Source organism: Microbulbifer mixtoriginis (SeqCode) (assembly GCF_052467515.1).
Window position 1 is genome coordinate 1491167 of the sequence record NZ_CP174314.1, and the last position, 18221, is coordinate 1509387.

Consider the following 18221-nt stretch of genomic DNA (forward strand, 5'->3'; position numbering starts at 1 on the left):
AAGCAAACTATACCTGTGTGGAAGGTGTTTTAGAGTAATAATTACCCATTCTGCTTGAGGTTACTGATTACCTGATCAATCTCTACTTGGTTTTCACTGATCAGTCTATCGGCAAGAATTTTTAGTTTATCGATTGATTTGTAGTCAAATGGATCGACATATGGGTCGATAATTTCCACGTTTAAATAGTTATAACTGATTCTTCCTTTAGGACTTAGAGAGCTTGCAATCTCCAGAGTATATAGTTGTTGGTCATCCATGGACCTTTGCACACCGGATATAAGATCTTGAAGCCAGTTAATTTTCCCCCAACTTTTTAGGTTCCTGTAATTGGTCTCCATTGTGGCCAATGGTGATGTGCCGGATCCGAGAATCAACACATAGTAGTTTTTCCCCGGAAATTCTTTAATGATATCGCGTAATATAATACTGGTGGGGTTGTTTGCGTATATAGCGGCATCAGCGTAATAGCGGTGACGAATATCCCGCCCAGTAGTTATAAAATCGACAGGAGGGTATAGGGTCTCTGCGCTAGCTGCGGCGGTGACCAGTTGATACAGTGTGTCCGTTGGCAGTTTGTTAACCGTTTCGCCACGGTTTTTGAACAGATGTAACTGGCCTGTATGTATATTGAAAGAAGGTATAATGATGTAATTTTTTAGATCAGTGAAATTTATTTCATCGGTATAGTGTTTCTCGATGGTGTTGCGTAGGCGCTCTCCGCTAAAGCGAGGCGAGAAAAAACCATTCCCGCTCATTAATTTGTGATACCAGGGTGATGAAAATAGGTATCTGCTTTCATTTTTATAAATATCGATTACTTTCTCAGTTTTAGTTCTTGAGTCTATTTTTTCTGGGATACCTTCTTGATTTGGTATCTGGGTGACATTGAGCCCTGTGGCAATGATGGCGCCAGTTGATACTCCGCTAAAAACATCAAATAGTTCATCAATAGGCTTGCCAGTCTGTTGTTCTATAAATTGGATAACATAGAGTGGTATTAATCCACGTATACCCCCTCCGTCTATAATCAGAATTTTAATAGTATCTTTGTCTTTGAGAGAGTCATTGCTATTAATAAACTCGTCTGTAACCGGGTAAGCGTTAAATTTAATGCTCTGGGTTAGGCGATAATTGTAGAAATACAATAGCCCCACAAAAGCAATGATAACAACGACCAGGATGGTCGATATGTGGCTGGTTTTCATGGGGCGACCTGTGCTCTTTAATCCATATCATAGAGAGTGCAGGTGGTAGGATTAGTTTTATTATTTTGAGTGATTTATGGAACGCTTCTTAGCTGCATATTTATTGTATTTTCTCAACCCTTGCTGTTAGATATTTTCTTCTATGGGAAGAAATATATCTGTAATGACTTTACTCTCAGGTACTTCGGGAAAAAAATTTATCCGCTCAAAAAAGATCGGGAAATCACGAACTGCAAAAGTTGAATGATCCAACCAATGAAAGTATAGATGCTGAACAGCCGCTCCAATGGTATCGTCACTGCCTAAGTGCCTTATGACTGCGCATTTCCCTGCCGGAATTACTTTGTTGACTATATTCCTTTCACTGGCATCAATGGGGTATTGCACGGTACAGCAGACATCAAATCTGTATTGATCAGGGGGCGTGGTTACTGGGTCATCATAAACCAGGTTGAAAGTTCTGCTATTACGTGGTGAAAGCCCTTGAGCCTTCCGCCATTGGATAAACTGTTTGATAGTAGCACCCAGGTGGTGGGCTGGGCCTCTATGTTCCATGACGGCGAGTTGAGTCTTGGGGAATTCAATAATGGTTACTTCGTATTTCGCTGTATTTCCCATAAAGTGACTCCTAAGTGCTGTAACTGGTTCATAGTGCTTATGCCAAACTTCCCAGTCTGGAGCGCGGCGAAATTCTGAGGGGCTCTTGCCAAAGAGTTTCTTAAAGGCTCGTGCAAAGGCCTCGTGGCTGTCGTAGCCACTCTCCAGGGCGATATCCACCACCTTTTTGTCTCTATAGGTGAGTTGATAAGCCGCCCTTTTTAATCTCAATCGCCTGATTAGGGCTATTACCGGCATTCCAAAAAAGGCGGAGCATTGCCGGTGAAAATGATATTTAGACAAGTTGCTGTATTGGCAGAGTTTGTCGATATCGAATTCGGAGTCTAGATTTTCCTCAATATAGTGCAGTACCTGCACAAACCTATCCCTATACTCTGCCATAGCTGTCACCTCTTTCTATGAAAGTATTCTAGGACTTGTGTGTGTCTGGCACTTGACCAAAATTGCTGGATATCGCCTCAGGAGGGACTGTTGGGTTTGAGTGCGGGGAGTGGACGCGATGGCGGGGGCATAAGGCCCCCAAATCTGCTACTAGGGGCTAACAGGGGGTAGAAGACCCTTTGAAGGTATTCACCATAACCTTTGCCTCTTTGAGGCGTAATAAGTAGTCTTTTAGAGATTTAACCCCCGCCTTAACGCCAAGGGAAATCAGTTTCATCATGAGGGAAAATGCAAGTTCTGATTTCAGGTGGGGAGTAAATGCCAGGAAGGCTTTGAAAATGGAGCAGTGGATTCTTTTGAGCAGGTCTTGAATATCTTTGTTGCCGGTGGATATCTTCTCGGCTTTTTTCTCAAAGGCTTTGAGTTCATCCAGGTACTCGATAAACAGGCGGTAGTTAAAGACAACGGTTCTGTGTTCTTTGTAGCCGGCTATGATGCTGCTCAGCGCATCATTGATCTTCCTGAGGGCAATATAATCTGTTCTGGAGAGATTCTCATAGGAATTAGAGAGATACGCGATCGTATCTCTCCGCAGCTGACAAAACTCGAACAGGTGTTGGTCGTGCTTTCTTATCTCATGAAGCCGGTATAACTGAATTGCAATGAAGAGAAGAGCGATCGCGAGCAATATGGAGAGCACTACTCAAACTCCTTTTCATTAACTGGCTTTTTTGGGGCCACTTTTCTGGTGGGCGGAGAATAGGAAAAGGCATTATCCATCAGCTTGAGGAACCTATCCCGATACTCCTTATTATCTGCCGCTAGTCGATCAATTTCAACTTGACGATCTTTCAATCGCCCACTGTACATCCAGAACAATAAATAGTGTGCAAAGATGAAAAAAATGACAAACAAGCCATTTTTCAGGCCCATTTCCTGTACGAAGTGGAGTATATCTTTGAGGGTATCGGTCATGCAGTCCCTTAAAGCCAATTTCATTGAATCTTGCGCATTTTTAACTATTGAGACGGTTGAAGCAAATTACTTCGCTGGAGATGGGAAGTGGTAAGAACTTTTTTTGTGCCTTTTGTAGAGATTTTGTGGGCCTGTTTTTTTGTTATTTAGGTGTAGCCAGCCAGATGGCATGGTTTTCTGTATGGGAGAGAAGGGCGCGTTGGTACAAAAGTTCCAGAGAGGACTTGTCGCTTTCAGGTTTCCCGCCCTGAATTGAGGGCGGGAAAGTAGAGAGCTATTGCGCTTCAGTCTGGCCGGCTTCCGGCAGCTTTGCAGGTGCTTCAGTCTGCTGCTTGCTGGGGTTTTTGATTACGCCTTTTTGCAGAATTAAAGTGTTTGGGTAAGTAATTAATTCTTCGCCGCGCCTGATGAGAACATGAAATAGTGTGATCTCCTCAATAGTGCCGGAGATATCGTCGTCTTTGTCTATCACCCGAATCTGGTCGCCAACCCGGTAGGGAAAGCCAAAGAAAATAATCAGGCTGGCGGTAATATTACTCAGTATCGACCACTGAGCAAAAAGTGCTACGCCAATTACTGCGAACACGGAGGAGAGAAAAATGGAAACCTGGGTGTATTCAAACCCCAGGGCACTGATCAGCAGTACCAGATGGAATACCAAGACGGCAATACTGATGGTCTTGGAGATATATTTGAGGCGATAGGGCTTCACCGCCCTGGCCTGACCGAACCGGTTGATAGCGGAGGAGCTAAGCCTCATGCAGATAAAATAGGAGGCCACGATCAGTGCCGCTATAGCCAAATTCATTTTTTGTCTCGTCTCCGTACTGTGTTTGCCCGGGGGGCTGTTGCCTTTTTAGGGCAGGCCTTGTCATCGATCATTACCCGCCTGTTGCGCGGATCATAATCCCAGGCAGCTATGCTGCCAAGCGGCCACTTGGAGAGAGGTTGTGGCCCGTTGCTTGGTTTTACCCAGGAGGGCACTGAGTTCACAGTATGCTCGAATAGCCCGTAGAAGGTATTTACACCTTGCGGGTCCCCGCTACAGGGTACCCGTTTTAGTGTGTGCTGTGCTTTGTGGCCTTGCTATGGACCTGTTGCGAGCACGGCTGGCGGCTCGCTGGTCAGCCATCGTTCTTGCCGGAATTGGCGAACTCCCCCTAAACTGTATGCATATACAGTATCGAGTGAAATCCTATGAAACTAGCGACTCTCTACAGTCACGGTGTGGCCGCGGGCTTTCCATCCCCGGCGGATGACCACAAAGAGAAAAGCCTCAGCCTCGATCAGCATTTGATCACTCATCCGGCGGCCACGTTTATGGCTCGTGCCAATGGCGATTCCATGCAGGGCTTGGGGATCTTCGACCGCGACCTTTTGGTTGTTGACCGTTCATTAACGCCAGTACACGGCGATGTGGTTGTTGTGGCTTTGGATGGTCAACTTACCTGCAAAGTACTGGATCGCCATCATGGGCGGTTGCTATCGGCCAACGATCGTTACCCGCCGATACCGGTTTGGGAAGGGCAGGAACTGATTGTTGAAGGGGTGGTTAAAGCCTCCATTCGTTATCACCGCCCTCTCTGAATGCTGGCACTGGTGGATTGCAACAGCTGCTACGCCAGCTGTGAACAGATATTCCGGCCCGACTTAAGGGGGAGGCCGGTGGTGGTGCTCTCTAATAATGATGGTTTTGTGGTGGCGCGCTCAAAAGAGGCCAAGGCACTGGGAATTGGGGATTTGCAGCCCTTCTTCAAGATTGAACATCTGTTGCGGCGGCACAATGTGGCCATCTTCTCCAGCAACTATCCACTGTACGGCGATATTTCCCACCGGGTTATGGAGACCCTGAAGGGCTTTAGCCCAGAGGTGGAGGTGTACAGTATCGATGAGATGTTTCTGAATCTGTATGGTTTACAGGAGGAGTGGTTGGATTACGGCCAGCGGATTCGCACAACCTTATGGCGCGATGTGCGTATGCCGGTGAGTGTGGGGATTGCTCCGAGTAAGACCCTGGCCAAGCTCGCCAATCGGGCAGCGAAAAAAATTGCCAAGTGCAACGGGGTTTGTGCCCTGGATACTCCACAGAAATGGCAATGGCTGCAGAAACGCATGGCGGTCGATAAAGTCTGGGGAGTCGGCAGGCGTCTTGCCAAGCGATTGGGGCGCTTGGGTATAGAGACCGCCTATGACCTGGCCCAGGCCAATCCTAAAATCTTGCGCCGACACACCAATATCAATATTGAACGAACCATTGAGGAATTAAATGGGGTGTCATGTCTGAATCTGGAGGAGCAGCCGCCGGCAAAAAAACAGATTTATTGCACGCGCTCTTTTGGCGAGAAATTGAGCGAACTACAGCCCATTCTGCAGGCAGTTAGTCTCTATGCCAGCCGGGCGGCAGAAAAGCTGCGCGGGCAGGAGTGCTTGGTGGCTTCGATACATGTCTTTCTGCACACCTCGCCCCACGAGCCCCACTATTACAGTCGCAGTACGCTGGTACAGTGTCCCTATGCCACTAATGACACCCGCTTGATTGCGAGCCTGGCCAAGGGGGCCATAACCGAGCTTTACCGCCCTGGTCATCGTTTTATGAAAGCCGGTGTGGGCTTGGTGGAGCTGGTGCCCAGCTCCCTGGGGCAGGGGGATATGTTTACCGCCGGCCAGCCGGCCCGTGCCGCGGAGATGATGCAGGCCCTCGATAGAGTCAACCAACGCTTTGGCCGCGGCACTCTTTTTCTAGGGGCTGAGGGGGTGCATAAGCACTGGAAGATGCGCCAAGCCTATCGCTCACCCGCCTACACCACACGCTGGGAGGCACTGCCATTAGTACATGTTTAAGAAGGTGTATTTTTAATAAGGGGCTCGCTGACCCTGTTTCGGAATATCGAGATTTAGTGCTCCGCAGCTGCCGCAGTTTTTGAAGAGAATTGGAATATTGTCCAGCTGAGCATTGCAAAAGAAACAGTGGCCGCTCTTTAAGGTCTTGTGGCCTGCGAATTGCTTCACCGCCATCATGGGGAGGCCAATGGTAGGTTTTAAAGTTTTGATCAGCTTTGCGCTAATTCTGCTATCGGGAAAAGCGTGGAGGATTTCCTGTATTGAAATAAGCGCTGAATCCTCGATATTCCAGAGTTGGCCGCAATGATCACAATAAAGTTGCATCGGGTGGTTAGGATTAGTTACCGATCGATAAATCTAGTCTAGCTATAAGCCGTGAGCGAGGGGAGGGAACGAGGGAGGGTAGCGAGATAAGTAAGTGTGGAGAGAGCAGGCCCCTCGGTGGGTCTTAACCCGCTGCTCTTTAGTATTTCAAATCCAGATCCAGCAGGGATACCGGCTTACCATCTTTACTCACCAAATCTATATGAACAGGCTCCCCGGTTCTTTTATCAATCACACGGGACCAGCGCACATTGGCTTTCTCAGACCAGTGTGCACTCCAGTCAATCAGAGAGACCAAAACGGGAACGAGCGCGAGGCATTTTGGGGTAGGGCTGTACAGCATACGCCGTGCTCCGGGCTTAATGGGCGCCTTAATCAGAATGCCGGCTTCTTCCAGGTTGGAGAGTCTTTGTGTAAGGATATTTCGGGAGATTTGTAAACTGTCCTGAAGTGAGTCGAACCGATTAACGCCTCTCAGTACATCGCGGACAACAAGCAGGCTCCAGCGGTCGCCGATTACAGAAAGTGCCTCTTCGATCCCACATTGAACAGCGGGTTTACTCTCGCTCATAGCAGTCCCAGGGTTGCTCAAGGCGCCATGGTCTCACAAGCCTGTTCCAAAACAAAACTTCCTGGAAGCCGCTTCGGGCCGTCATATTGCCATAGGTTATTGAGAGATCGGCCGATAGTCTGTCAATTTTAGTTGTATTTTGGAACTTAATGGCATTAAATTAGTTCCGAAATGAAACTTATTTGGAGGTGAAATGCATTTTAAACCTATTGTGTTATGCGCCCTGGTCGAGGGCTCGCAAGCAAGTTTCAGCAAGGCTGCGTTGGAGCAGGTGATACGGCAGGCTTACCGGGGTCATCTGGACCAGCCCGTCACTCCCAGGGTGGTGTGGATGGAGGTTCCGCCAGATCAGGCCTTTATGAAGGGAGAGAAATCTTCGGTGGCTACCCTGATGGCTCCCGTGCCTGATGGGACATCAAACGAACTGCGGCACCCGTTTTTATACGAACTGCTGGAGCAGTGGTGTGTCACCACTGGGATCAATAAAAACGAGGTCGTTATTACTGCACCTGACCAGTCTCTCAGCAGAGAATTTCTAAGTGCAAATCGCAAGCGTATGCCGCCGCTGCGGCAAATTGCCTACATAGCCAAAACACTGGTGCGTTTAGTGAGATCCAAAAGCACCACGGGGCACTTCAACACTCATATCAATCTATAAGAGGCCGCAAATGCCGCTTTACACGATTTCCACCCAGCGCCCACTATCCGGCTCCGAGCAGCAAGCTCTTGTCTCCGGGGTCACAGAAGCTCACTGCACAATAACTGGCGCGCCCGCGCAATTTGTACAGGTTGTATTTAGTCGAGGCATTCATTTGCGTTCAAAGAGTAGTCTTCATATTCTGGGTTCCATTCGCTCAGGCCGTAGCGATAAAATCAAGTCAGCTCTAGCTAATAGCTTTATAAAAATGGCCTCTCAGCTTTTGGGTTGTTCATCAGATCGTTGTGAGGTGGATCTTATTGATGTTCCCGCCAGTTGGGTGATTGAGGGCGGGGCAGTTATGCCGGAGCCCGGAGATGAGCAGGAGTGGCTCGTACAGCAATCCAGCTAGGTTCGCTTTGCTTTCTATATATCAAAATAAAAAATAATTTAATACAGCCACATTCTGATTGGCTATCAGGGAGTAATATTATGTCCACTTCAACTTTGAAAGATATTGAGGCTTTGGAAAATTACTTGCTAACGGGCAAGCAACCAGAGGGGGAAGATTTCTCCAACCTTAAAGCGCTTACTGAAAAGTTCAGCGGCAATACTTTTGAAGCAATAATGGCTGCGTGCAAGTGTTACTCCCAGCAAACAGCGATTTCTTTTTTTCTCTCAGGCAAAGATCATAGAAAACCAGTAAAGATCAGCTATCAAACACTGGCTGAACGTATTATTCAAACTGCTAATTTATTGAATAGTGTTGGCATTCAAGAACATGATACGGTTGCGTTTGTGTTGCCAAATTTACCAGAAACGCACTATATACTGTGGGGTGCAGAGGCGGCCGCTAAAGTATTGGCCATTAATCCGCTACTGGAGGCCAGGCAGATAGAAGAGCTGATTCGGCATAGCCAAACAAAGGCTATCGTTACCTTGAGCCCTTTCCCTGGTACCGATATCTGTGAAAAAATTGAAAGCATCTTGCCAAATTTGCCTGAGGTTAAAAATATCTTCCATGTGGACCCAGCTTATCATGCAGGTGGTTTTAAAGGTATTGCGGCTAGTGCGATACAGTATCAATATCGCAGACGGCTCCCCCCCCTGCAAGGTAAAAAGCGGATAGCCTACCAGTCGGCACTTAAGCAGCAACCATCTAGCCACTTGAATTTCAAACGCAGCATCCACAGTGATGATACCGCCTCTCTATTTTGTACCGGGGGCACAACAGGTCTACCAAAAATTGCTACCCATACACACGGGAATGAACTGGCTAATGCAAAAAGTATAGGTCTGGTAGCTGGCGACATTATGGGGCCAGGAAAAGTTATCTTGTGTGGCCTGCCACTTTTTCATGTGAATGCGGCAATTGTGACGGGGCTAGCAGCCTTTATTAATGGTTGCGAAGTGGTATTAATGACCCCTCAAGGTTACCGAGGTGAGGGTGTTTTCAGTAATTTCTGGAAAATTATTGAGTTCTACCGCGTGAACAGCTTCAGCGCTGTGCCCACAGTTTATTCCACTTTGCTGCAGCAGCCAGTAAATCAGTGCGATATCTCCTCCCTACAAATGGCTTTGTGCGGCGCGGCGCCTATGCCGGTTGAGGTTTTTAATGCTTTTGAGCGTATAACCGGTGTGCAAATCGTAGAGGGATATGGTTTAACGGAAGGTACTTGCGCTAGTAGTCTCACGCCACCACATGGCGTGAAGAAGGTGGGTTCTATCGGGCTGCGTTTACCGCTGCAAGAGATGAGAAGTGCCCAGCTGGATGAGCAAGGCAACTTCATTCGGTATAGCCAGGCCAATGAAATCGGTAATCTGCTGATTCATGGGAATAATGTATTTAATGGTTACCTTAACCCTGAGCATAACCAGGGGATATGGGTAGAAGATGCTCAAGGACGGCGCTGGTTTAACACCGGGGATTTGGGCAGGCAGGATGAAGATGGCTATTTTTGGCTCACAGGCCGAAAAAAAGAGTTGATAGTACGTGGAGGGCATAATATTGAACCCAAATTGATAGAAGAGGTGCTTTGCCAGCATCCTTCCGTTGCCATGGCCGCAGCGGTAGGTACACCAGATGCCCACGCGGGAGAGGTTCCTGTCGCCTACGTCAAGTTATCAGAGGAAGCGATTAGTCCCCTGATAATCAAAGGGCATGAGGTTGTAATGGATGATTTGGCCAAAGCCCTGCTTGAAGCAATTACTACCTATGCCAAAGAAAATATTACTGAGCGAGCGGCCATTCCCAGAAGAATTGTGCTCCGTGCCGAACTCCCTACTACAGCGGTTGGCAAGATTTTCAAGCCCGCTTTAGAAATGGAAGAGATCCGTTTGTGTGTTCAGGGGATTATTGATCAGTTGGTGAGGGGAACAGACATGGCCACTGCCAGCAACCAGGTAAAGGTGGAGCAGGATAAGGTACTTGGCACTATTGCCAGGGTTACCACAGGAGGGAACCCTAGCTTGGAGGGCGCCCTTGCGGAACAGCTTGCGCCCTACACCTTTAAATATGAAATTGTTTAATCTTTCTCTGAGGGTGCTCTCTTTGAGAGCATCGAGATCAAGTCTACTCAACCTTTGGGAGCCTGATCGGTTTGCCCAGGGGCTTTTCCAGCCCTAATAATCTATCATATAAGGAGTTGCATATAAGCCCAGCCATAATCAGCGCAAAGCCATATAATTTCTATGGTCTGTAACTTTTCGTCCAGGATAATACTAGAAGTGATAATACCTACTACTGGAATCAATAGAGCAAAAGGGGTAACCGCTGCAGCGGGATGCGATCTAAGGAGCCAGCTCCAAATTGCGAAAGCAATTAGGGTGGAGATGTAGCTGACAAAGGCAAGGGATAGCCAGGTTTTCTGATTGGCACTAATGATTAGAGTTAACGGGTCTTGGCTCTCCAGGAAATAGGAGAGAACAAAAAGTGGTATGGGAGGTATTAGGCATACCCAGATCATAAAGTGCAGTAGATTGACGCCCTGGATACGTTTCATATCTAGTAGGAATTGCCTGGGAAACTGCTCCTGCATGGTAAAGTGAAATTAAATAGTCAATCAAATAGTATTGATCTTGTGGAGCCGGGAGAGTTGGATTTGTCGGGGTGCCTTGTCTAAAAACTTAACAATACAACCTAGGATTATCTTTATCTGCCCAATCAGTCTAACAGTGAGACATTTCAAGGGGCAATGGCGTTGATGGTCGAGAAGGTCAACAAAAGGACAGGTAATATCATCATCGAGATAATCGTATTCTGTACAGTTTTTCTGAGTAACTAGGTAATCTTCAGGGCATAAAAACTGCAGGTGAACTATCGAAAGTTAAGGACAGGGGAAAATATTTAGTAATCAGCGAAAACATAGATGCTCAAATATTCGAACTTGTCATGAGCTTCTATTGAGAAGATGTTCCATCTGGCTGGCTGAGCCGCTCGATAATTCTTTGTATGTCCTGTTGATTTTCTTCAATCAAGCGGTCGGCATAAATTTTTAAATGGTGTAGCGAATCGTAGTCAAAGATATCGACGAATGGATCAGCAATTTCGATATTGAGATAATCGTATTCCAGGCGGTCGCTATCGGAGAAATGTTGGGCGAGATCAAGAGCGTATAATTGTTGAAGGTCCATATATCTCTGGATATTAGAAAAAGCATCTCGTATCCAGCGAATGCGCCCCCAGTTTTTTAGCTCGCTATAATCTACCTCGCTACTGGCCAATGGTGGTGAACCTGCCCCCAATATTAGAACGTAGTAGTTTTTATTTGGGAACTCTTTAAGGATATCAAGTAGCACCAGACTGGTGGGGTTATTCATGGCTAGACCTGCATCGGCAAAATAACGGTGCACTCTGGTTTGCTCTGGTGTTTTGAAGACTACCGGGGGAAAGGCGGTCTCGGCACTGACTGCTGCCGTGATAAGTTGGTATAAGCTGTCGGTAGGTAATTGTTTGATTGCGTCCCCACGATTTTTGAAAAGGTGTATTTCACCACTGTGAATGTCCAGTGCAGGAATAAGGACAAAGTTATTTAAGTCTGTAAAAGAAAGCGACTTTGTATAGTGGTTTTCCAGTACACGGTGGAGTCGTTCCCCCATGAAGGAGGGGGAAAAAAGCCCCCAGCCTGTCAATAGATCATGATACCAGGGTGAGGAAAACAAATAGTCACTTTCTTCTTTATAGAGTTGTATTAAGTACTCTGTGGCAGAATCATGCCCGGTGTAGTTTTTGGGAATAAATTTTTCAGGGATGTTGATGCCGCTGGCTACAATAGCACCGCTGGATACACCACTATAAACATCAAAAACTTCGCTAATAGGTTTGTTTAGTTTGTTCTCGATATAGTTGAGCACATATAAGGGGATGAGCCCCCGGACACCGCCGCCATCTACAATCAAGATTTTGATGGTGTCTTTTTCTTTGAGGTAATCCAGGCTTTCAGATCGTTCGGGCTCGGAGGGGGAGCTTTTGAAGGTGGCAGACTGAGTAAAGTGCTTGTTGTAGACGTAAGCGGCAACAATATAAATTACAAGGATACAGAGTAGGGCTAAAATCGCACGCTTAAGCATAAGACTGCAGGCCACTCTTACTTAAAGAGTTAGTGAATGCTGTCGGGCCGAAGCCGAGATTACCTTAGGCTAATGAGAAGTGTATGGTCGTATGCCTGCAATCGCTACTTGTGAATCTATCTACTGAAGAAATAAAAAAAGGGCTTGCATCCGGAGATGCAAGCCCTTTTGAAATGGCGCGCTCGGGAGGATTCGAACCTCCGACCGCCTGGTTCGTAGCCAGGTACTCTATCCAGCTGAGCTACGAGCGCGTCGTTGAGGGTGCGCACAATATAGATTTCTCCATGGGGCGTCAAGTACTTTTATGAAAAAGAGTACTTGAGGTTAAATATTGATCATCATGTAAAGGAGAGTAGTGGTCAATTCCTACTCCGGTTGACCAAGAAGCGGGGTGGTTTAGCTATGGCATTACTTGGCATCAATACATTAGTAGCCTTGAGCTGTTTGAGGGGTCGTTAGCCGCTTAGTGGCGTGTCCGTTGTTGTTGGATAGGATCACGCTGGTAGTTTTATTCTTGCCATGGGTGTTTAGTGTTTAATCTCGGAGAGAAGCTTGGGGTTCTGGATCAGATTCCTTACACCGTGAGCATGATCTTCATTAAAGATATTGTCCTTGCACCAGTTGCCCACAGAAGTAATGTTGACCTTGGCAACGTTGGGGCGGACACTCCAGGTGACTTGATAAGGGGAGCCTTGTTCATTGTAATCTGGACCAGTGGTGGAACCTGAATACTGAATTGGCTTTCCAGTATTGCTGGGAATGCCCAAGGCTTGTTGAAAACCACTTTTTTCATCATGGGCAGTTAGCTTTACAAAGTCTAAAGCAGTGGAATCATTCACCAAGACATAAACTTGCGTTTCTACACGCAATTGTGGATTCTTAATCTCTTCATTAAAGCAGGAACCCAAGGTTGGGCCCGGCTTGATTTTGGCGGATGAGTGGACGTAATGGACTTCAATGGTATCTCCCGGATAAAGACTCCCATGATCGCTTGGGCACACTTCTTGATTAAGTGGGGCTAACTCGGCCGCGGTAAGAGTGCCGGAATATTTATAGCCTGACAGAAAGCCACGTCCATCACCATTGCCCGCATACTGGGTAAATTCTCCACCTTTATGCTCAGCATTTTTATGAAAATGGATGTTGCACAAATTCATAACTGTATGAGCTGGTGCGGCAGCGAAGAAAATCGTATGGTTTCCGGAAATTGATTCAATATCTCGTGGAGATTGTGGGCCAAAGCTTTTCCCTGTGGTGCTTTTCTCTAAATTCGCTCGTTGATTTGCGATGGTCTCATCGGATACCGCGTCATTACTTTCTTGCGCAGAAGCGTTGACGGCTATAGTTGTCGTTGCAGCTAAAACAAAAAGAGATTTTATTTTCAAGGTGATAACCTTCTGCGGTTTGTTGTGGTTGAGAGGTTGGTTGTATTTATGTGGGTATGTTGCTCTGGTAATTAATTCCGGTACGCTGCAGGAGTAACTTTAGATTATATCCAATAGGGCATCTGTTACTCTATCCGGCTTATATACACAGCTGCTAAATTGCTGTTACCATCCGCAACAATAAAGTCACTTTTACCGTCTTTGTTTAAATCTAAAAGTCCGACTCCCCACGGATTGGGAGTGTTCGCATTCTTAAATTTGATCGACTTGATTGTCGAGCCTCCAATTAAAACGAGAATTTCACCTGACCAACTGCTGATTAGAGCGTCGTCAATGTCATCACCATTGATATCTCCTGTCGCAATCTGTTTGGCGCCATTAGATGCCTGGATTTCTACTTGTTTCTTTTTTAGAAAACTACCGCTACCATCTCCTGGGATTATAGTAATGATATTGCGATTGTTCGCTACAAGTAAATCCATGTTTCCGTCTCCGTTCATATCTGCCACCTCAACAGTAAATGGAGCTTCGGATTGTGCTAGGTTACTTAATCTGAAAGGATTCTTGCCCGATTTATTATTTATTAATATGCCTATATCATTCTGATTTGGAGTTACCAAATCGGAGTGTCCGTCTTTATTTAAGTCTTTGATGGCAAACCCCCGGTAGGGGTCTCCTCCCACTTTGATAGTCCTCCCTGGCAGCTTAAAATCACCATTCCCGTGTCCTTTGAGAACGAGTAAACCTTCGTGATTACGGTTGTCTACAATCAGGTCAACTTTGCTATCACCATCAAGGTCATTTAATCGGACGACATGTGGGTGAGGTGTTACGTGCACGTTTAATGGTGAATTCGGTGCAGGATAAAAACCTCCTTTGCCATTTCCTAATAGCATGGTGACGTATGAGGTTTCGTGGTTGGCTATAACAACATCAACGTTCCCATCGCCATTGATGTCAGAGGTCGATAGACCTGAAGGGCTGTCACCGGCGGGGAAATCACCCGCTAGTGTCAAAGTCCCATTGCCATTGGAAAGATAGGTTACTATGTTGTTGTCCGAATTGTTTGCAATAATTACATCTTGATTTCCGTCTGAATTAAGGTCAGTTACTGCAATTGCAGGTTGGCCGGCACCAACTTTAAGTATGGAAGCAGAGTAAGATATATTTTCTACTTTAATTGTGTCTGCGGAGCATAAAGCGCTAGACATAAAGCAGAGTGTTAGAAGAATATATTTAGCTAAGTTCATTTTCTTATGATTCTTTAAGGTTTATGTGATTGCATAATAAGTTTTAAGGGGATGCTCTGGTCTAGAGTTGACTAAGTTTAATTATCTCCGGCTTAGAACTTTATCTGGCTCTAGGCAATTAATCGAGATTGATTTGTTAACATCTGGTTGATTTGGCAGCATCTGAATTTTGTGTGGGGCTAAGTGGATGTTGTCATAACTTAATAACTTATCAATGTTATGTGCAGTGCAAAATACCCGTGACCGACCTTAAGCGTTATTCTGACTTTTCAGGGGAAATTCTTTTTTTGATGTCAGAGCTCTAAGGTGGAGGGTTTTTCAGGCTGTTCTTGATTGTGCTTGTGCAGTTAAAATAAAGCCTTGGGTTTTCCTGTATTATGGCTGCTTAAAAGAGTCAGGCTGCTCTTTGTTGGCGCTTGAAAATATCTTTTGGTCCCTAGTAGTCACTATTAACCATTTGTTGTCAAAATCTATTAAGTGCAGGCTCAGTGTACCAGGGTAGCTGCTGGTAAAGACCCCATACAGGTTGCGTGGCTCTTTTGTAAAAGAGATTTAATGTTATATTGTATTCATGTCTCCATTATGCCCGGAATTTTATGCCTGGATTGTTATAACAAATACTACCCTTGGCAATAGTAAAGGGGCCCATTGGTTGCAGGCTAGTTATTTTCAACATGGGTAAGCTGGGAATCTTACGGGAGCTGATGCCAACCAGTCGCCCTGAAAGAACGACATTAGTTGGAAGTACTCAATGGGCAGAACGAAAACACTAATTGTCTACTGAGGTACTTCCTCTTGAAAGAATTGTAAGCCGGCAAGATGCCTAAAAGTCGGGGGCGTTTATGTGTTTTTCTGGTAGGAGATCATCCCCTTACCTATAGATTGGCATGACCTAGGTTGCTAAAGCGGGCGGAAGCGGAGAGACGCAAAGCCCTAGAGCCTGCTATGGTGATACCCACTATATATGTGTAACCGGCATTAACCCGTTTTCCGTGTAAGTCACTCCGGCCTATTCAACAAATCAAACACCAGCCTGAAAACTGCTTGATCTTTTCTGGATCGGATAAAAGCTGCATTATCTGATTCTTGCTTGCACGCCTTAAAGCTATTTTCCATATTGGTGATGAGCACCGTATCACCCGCACGTTTGCTGCACTCAAACATTTCCTTGATCTGTTTATTGGCGGCTAGGGCAGATTTGCAGCGGACCTGCCAGCGCTCAACCACCGGCTTACAGATATTGTCAATCGCCGCATTGCTCTTACTCTTGATAAAAAAGGCCGCGCAGAACTGCTCTACTTCCGGCCTGGTAAAGATGCCCGCAGCTTGTCGAGCAAATCAAAAATCAGGTCCGGGTCGGTGACGTTGGCCAGCTAGTATTTCAATTGCTCGGAGTAGGGAGCTTGGGTGGCCGCGCTGTCTACGATCAAAGCCAGTTTTTTAGCGGTTATCGGTGAATGACCAGAGTGCTGACATCAACCCAGCCACGCTCACCATCCTAGGCATAGCCACTATCGCAGTCGGCTAGCTAAACAGCATCACCAGCCCAGGCCCGAAGGCACAAATCTGCGTGTTAGCAGGAATCAAACATCTTTAGCGACATACCCAATAGCGGCAAACCCTTCGCACAAGAGGACACCCTAGCGCCCGCCGTCAAGCCCGGGACACTATCGACGCACAACTGCAGCTAGAAGAGCAGGCCATACAAAACGATCCGCCGGGCACTGCCAGTAATGGCGAGCGCTACCTAGAGTCTTCAGGCAGCGGCGCCTGGGCCGACAAAGTCGACCAGCTTGCCCGCTATGTGGCAATGTCAGGCTACAGACAATTTTGCCTGGCAAAAGTGGCCCCGAATAAAGGGGACAAACTGCTGTATATGAAAGGCAACAGCGGCTGGCGTATCGCTTACCGCGGGGGCTCTGCCGAAGATCACTGGGAGTGCAAGCAGCGATTTGGCTGGGGTGCTGGGGTAGATGTTATCCGCGTTAAATAACAATTGCTGGGGTAACCAGGTTGTTTGATCGCTTTGCTTTTGACTGCTGGCTTAGTTGGTACGTATATAAAGGTGAAAATTTTGGGGCATGGGGAAAGAATGAAATAAAATACTTCGGACAGTTTTGGCCTAGTTGTTTTAGGGTTGTAGCTTTGTAAAGGTATTTTTTCACAATTTGGAGATGTCCAAGACTGCGATTAATACCGATTATCAAGCTGCAGGCCTTATTAGGGTTGGGCGTTAAAAAACTGTCCGAAGTATTTATTTGTTTCATAGTATATGTAATAGGTTGTAATTTTGGAAAAACTGGCTACAGAATCCGCTCTGCACAGGGCTGTGTTAAAAAATTCTATCGGTGGTATCACTTTTATCTGTGCATCGGCACTGGTTCATGCGGATACAATCAGTACAAAAATAGATCTAGGTGAGCCGTTTCCCTTTAGGATGGAAGATGGAGTTAGACATGAGGTGAATTTAGATATTGGTTATCAATTCGATAACATTAAGAAAATTTGCATCAATACTAAGGTTAAAAATGGAACTGCCGACGCAGCATTTTATATAACAGAAAGTGAACCTTCAGGGCCTTTCACTCTCCCTATTATTGATTCGATGGCGCAAATGCTGGTTAGGAGTATAGAGCTTCCAACACCGGAAAACCCTAACCCTGTACCACAGCTACAAGAAAGCATCAATTTCTGCGAGGAAGAAAATAGCGTATTAGCAAAAAATTTTCTTGATGGAGAAGGCAAGTTTACGTTCAATGTATCTGGTGGTTATGTAGATTTCTGGGACTTTGAGCTGGTTGTAGATGGGGATGTCTCTGATACTCAGTTGGCGATTGTGCTTGACGAACCTGTCGAATTTTCAGTTCCTGCCTATGGAGGAAGAGTCAATTACGATGCGAGTATTCGCAATTTAGATTCTTCACAATCATTGGTTACTCTTGAGCAATGGAGCGTGCTCACTCTTCCCAATGGGGATAATTACCCCATTCATAAATCACGTGATGTCGTGTTGAATTATTCTGAGGCAAAGGACTACACTCGAAATTATCTAACGATACCAGGGTGGTTTGAGGCTGGAGATTATGAGTTAACTTGGTATGTCACTGACCCAAGCACCGGGGTTCGGGTGAAAGACAGTCTGTATTTCACTAAAAGTGCTGACTAAGTTTTAAGCTTTCGACTGAGCTGGGGCGCTCTTGTATCCCAGCTCTTCCTTTATCAAACCAAGGGCTTTGCTTTTAAGGGCTGGGTTATAAAAAACTGTCCGAAGTATTGTTGTGCCTCATAATGTATGTAATGGAATATCGTTTTGAAAAAAATCACAAGTAAATTCCCTCAGTATAGGGCTGTATTAAAGAGTTCTATCGCTAGTTTCACTTTAATCTGCGCATCGACATTGGTTCAGGCAGATACGATCAGTACAAAAATAGATTTAGGTGAGCCGTTCCCCTTCAGGATGGA

Annotated in this window: 18 protein-coding genes and 1 tRNA gene; 7 read left to right on the forward strand and 12 right to left on the reverse strand. The window is 46.1% G+C overall.

The window, feature by feature from the left end; translation table 11 throughout:
- Nucleotides 1–41 precede the first annotated feature (41 nt).
- From ACJJIT_RS06380 to ACJJIT_RS06400, 5 genes are all read right to left on the reverse strand, one after another.
- The gene (locus ACJJIT_RS06380) at nucleotides 42–1208 is read right to left on the reverse strand and encodes a patatin-like phospholipase family protein (RefSeq protein ID WP_444884347.1); all 1167 of its coding nucleotides are present in this window, start codon (nucleotides 1206–1208) and stop codon (nucleotides 42–44) included.
- A gap of 126 nt (nucleotides 1209–1334) precedes the next feature.
- On the reverse strand, nucleotides 1335–2207 hold the full coding sequence (locus ACJJIT_RS06385) for an AraC family transcriptional regulator (RefSeq protein WP_444900345.1): 873 nt from the start codon (nucleotides 2205–2207) through the stop codon (nucleotides 1335–1337).
- A gap of 157 nt (nucleotides 2208–2364) precedes the next feature.
- Complete coding sequence (locus ACJJIT_RS06390; protein ID WP_444900346.1) at nucleotides 2365–2907, reverse strand: hypothetical protein; 543 nt, start codon at nucleotides 2905–2907, stop codon at nucleotides 2365–2367.
- A complete protein-coding gene (locus ACJJIT_RS06395) occupies nucleotides 2907–3182 on the reverse strand; it encodes a hypothetical protein (protein WP_252082264.1) in 276 nt (91 codons plus the stop codon). The genes ACJJIT_RS06390 and ACJJIT_RS06395 overlap by 1 nt, the downstream gene beginning before the upstream one ends.
- Before the next feature lie 274 nt (nucleotides 3183–3456).
- Nucleotides 3457–3990 carry a mechanosensitive ion channel family protein gene (locus ACJJIT_RS06400; RefSeq protein WP_444884350.1) on the reverse strand — a complete coding sequence of 178 codons (534 nt, stop codon included), beginning with the start codon at nucleotides 3988–3990 and terminating at the stop codon, nucleotides 3457–3459.
- 389 nt (nucleotides 3991–4379) lie between these two features.
- Here ACJJIT_RS06400 and ACJJIT_RS06405 point away from each other — a divergent pair, with 389 nt between their 5' ends.
- The gene (locus ACJJIT_RS06405) at nucleotides 4380–4769 is read left to right on the forward strand and encodes a LexA family protein (protein ID WP_252082261.1); all 390 of its coding nucleotides are present in this window, start codon (nucleotides 4380–4382) and stop codon (nucleotides 4767–4769) included.
- Entirely contained in the window at nucleotides 4770–6023 is a 1254-nt protein-coding gene (locus ACJJIT_RS06410; protein ID WP_444900347.1) for a Y-family DNA polymerase, read from the forward strand. It abuts the gene before it with no gap.
- 463 nt (nucleotides 6024–6486) lie between these two features.
- Here ACJJIT_RS06410 and ACJJIT_RS06415 read toward each other — a convergent pair whose 3' ends face one another.
- Entirely contained in the window at nucleotides 6487–6918 is a 432-nt protein-coding gene (locus ACJJIT_RS06415; RefSeq protein WP_444900348.1) for a winged helix-turn-helix transcriptional regulator, read from the reverse strand.
- A gap of 193 nt (nucleotides 6919–7111) precedes the next feature.
- Between ACJJIT_RS06415 and ACJJIT_RS06420 the strand changes: the two genes are divergently transcribed.
- The 3 genes from ACJJIT_RS06420 to ACJJIT_RS06430 all read left to right on the forward strand — a co-directional run bounded on the left by ACJJIT_RS06420 (nucleotide 7112) and on the right by ACJJIT_RS06430 (nucleotide 10084).
- Nucleotides 7112–7576, forward strand: coding sequence for a hypothetical protein (locus ACJJIT_RS06420; protein ID WP_444900349.1), 465 nt, complete (start codon nucleotides 7112–7114; stop codon nucleotides 7574–7576).
- A 10-nt stretch (nucleotides 7577–7586) separates the two neighbouring features.
- Complete coding sequence (locus ACJJIT_RS06425; RefSeq protein WP_444900350.1) at nucleotides 7587–7967, forward strand: hypothetical protein; 381 nt, start codon at nucleotides 7587–7589, stop codon at nucleotides 7965–7967.
- An 80-nt stretch (nucleotides 7968–8047) separates the two neighbouring features.
- Entirely contained in the window at nucleotides 8048–10084 is a 2037-nt protein-coding gene (locus ACJJIT_RS06430) for an acyl-CoA synthetase (RefSeq protein WP_444900351.1), read from the forward strand.
- Between the two features lie 104 nt (nucleotides 10085–10188).
- Here the strand turns inward: ACJJIT_RS06430 and ACJJIT_RS06435 are convergent, their stop codons facing one another.
- From ACJJIT_RS06435 to ACJJIT_RS06460, 6 genes are all read right to left on the reverse strand, one after another.
- Complete coding sequence (locus ACJJIT_RS06435) at nucleotides 10189–10593, reverse strand: EamA family transporter (RefSeq protein WP_444900352.1); 405 nt, start codon at nucleotides 10591–10593, stop codon at nucleotides 10189–10191.
- A 361-nt stretch (nucleotides 10594–10954) separates the two neighbouring features.
- Entirely contained in the window at nucleotides 10955–12124 is a 1170-nt protein-coding gene (locus tag ACJJIT_RS06440) for a patatin-like phospholipase family protein (RefSeq protein WP_252082251.1), read from the reverse strand.
- Between the two features lie 174 nt (nucleotides 12125–12298).
- A tRNA-Arg gene (locus ACJJIT_RS06445) sits at nucleotides 12299–12375 on the reverse strand.
- Nucleotides 12376–12651: 276 nt separating this feature from the next.
- Nucleotides 12652–13509, reverse strand: a complete 858-nt coding sequence (locus tag ACJJIT_RS06450) for a delta-class carbonic anhydrase (protein WP_444886628.1) — start codon at nucleotides 13507–13509, stop codon at nucleotides 12652–12654.
- A 125-nt stretch (nucleotides 13510–13634) separates the two neighbouring features.
- Nucleotides 13635–14759: an FG-GAP repeat domain-containing protein gene (locus ACJJIT_RS06455; protein ID WP_444900353.1), complete on the reverse strand. Its 1125-nt coding sequence runs from the start codon at nucleotides 14757–14759 to the stop codon at nucleotides 13635–13637.
- A gap of 999 nt (nucleotides 14760–15758) precedes the next feature.
- A complete protein-coding gene (locus ACJJIT_RS06460) occupies nucleotides 15759–15986 on the reverse strand; it encodes a hypothetical protein (protein WP_444900354.1) in 228 nt (75 codons plus the stop codon).
- Between the two features lie 583 nt (nucleotides 15987–16569).
- Here ACJJIT_RS06460 and ACJJIT_RS06465 point away from each other — a divergent pair.
- Complete coding sequence (locus ACJJIT_RS06465) at nucleotides 16570–16752, forward strand: hypothetical protein (RefSeq protein ID WP_444900355.1); 183 nt, start codon at nucleotides 16570–16572, stop codon at nucleotides 16750–16752.
- 297 nt (nucleotides 16753–17049) lie between these two features.
- Nucleotides 17050–17925: an RbmA family biofilm matrix protein gene (locus ACJJIT_RS06470; RefSeq protein WP_444884361.1), complete on the forward strand. Its 876-nt coding sequence runs from the start codon at nucleotides 17050–17052 to the stop codon at nucleotides 17923–17925.
- Nucleotides 17926–18221: the final 296 nt, after the last annotated feature.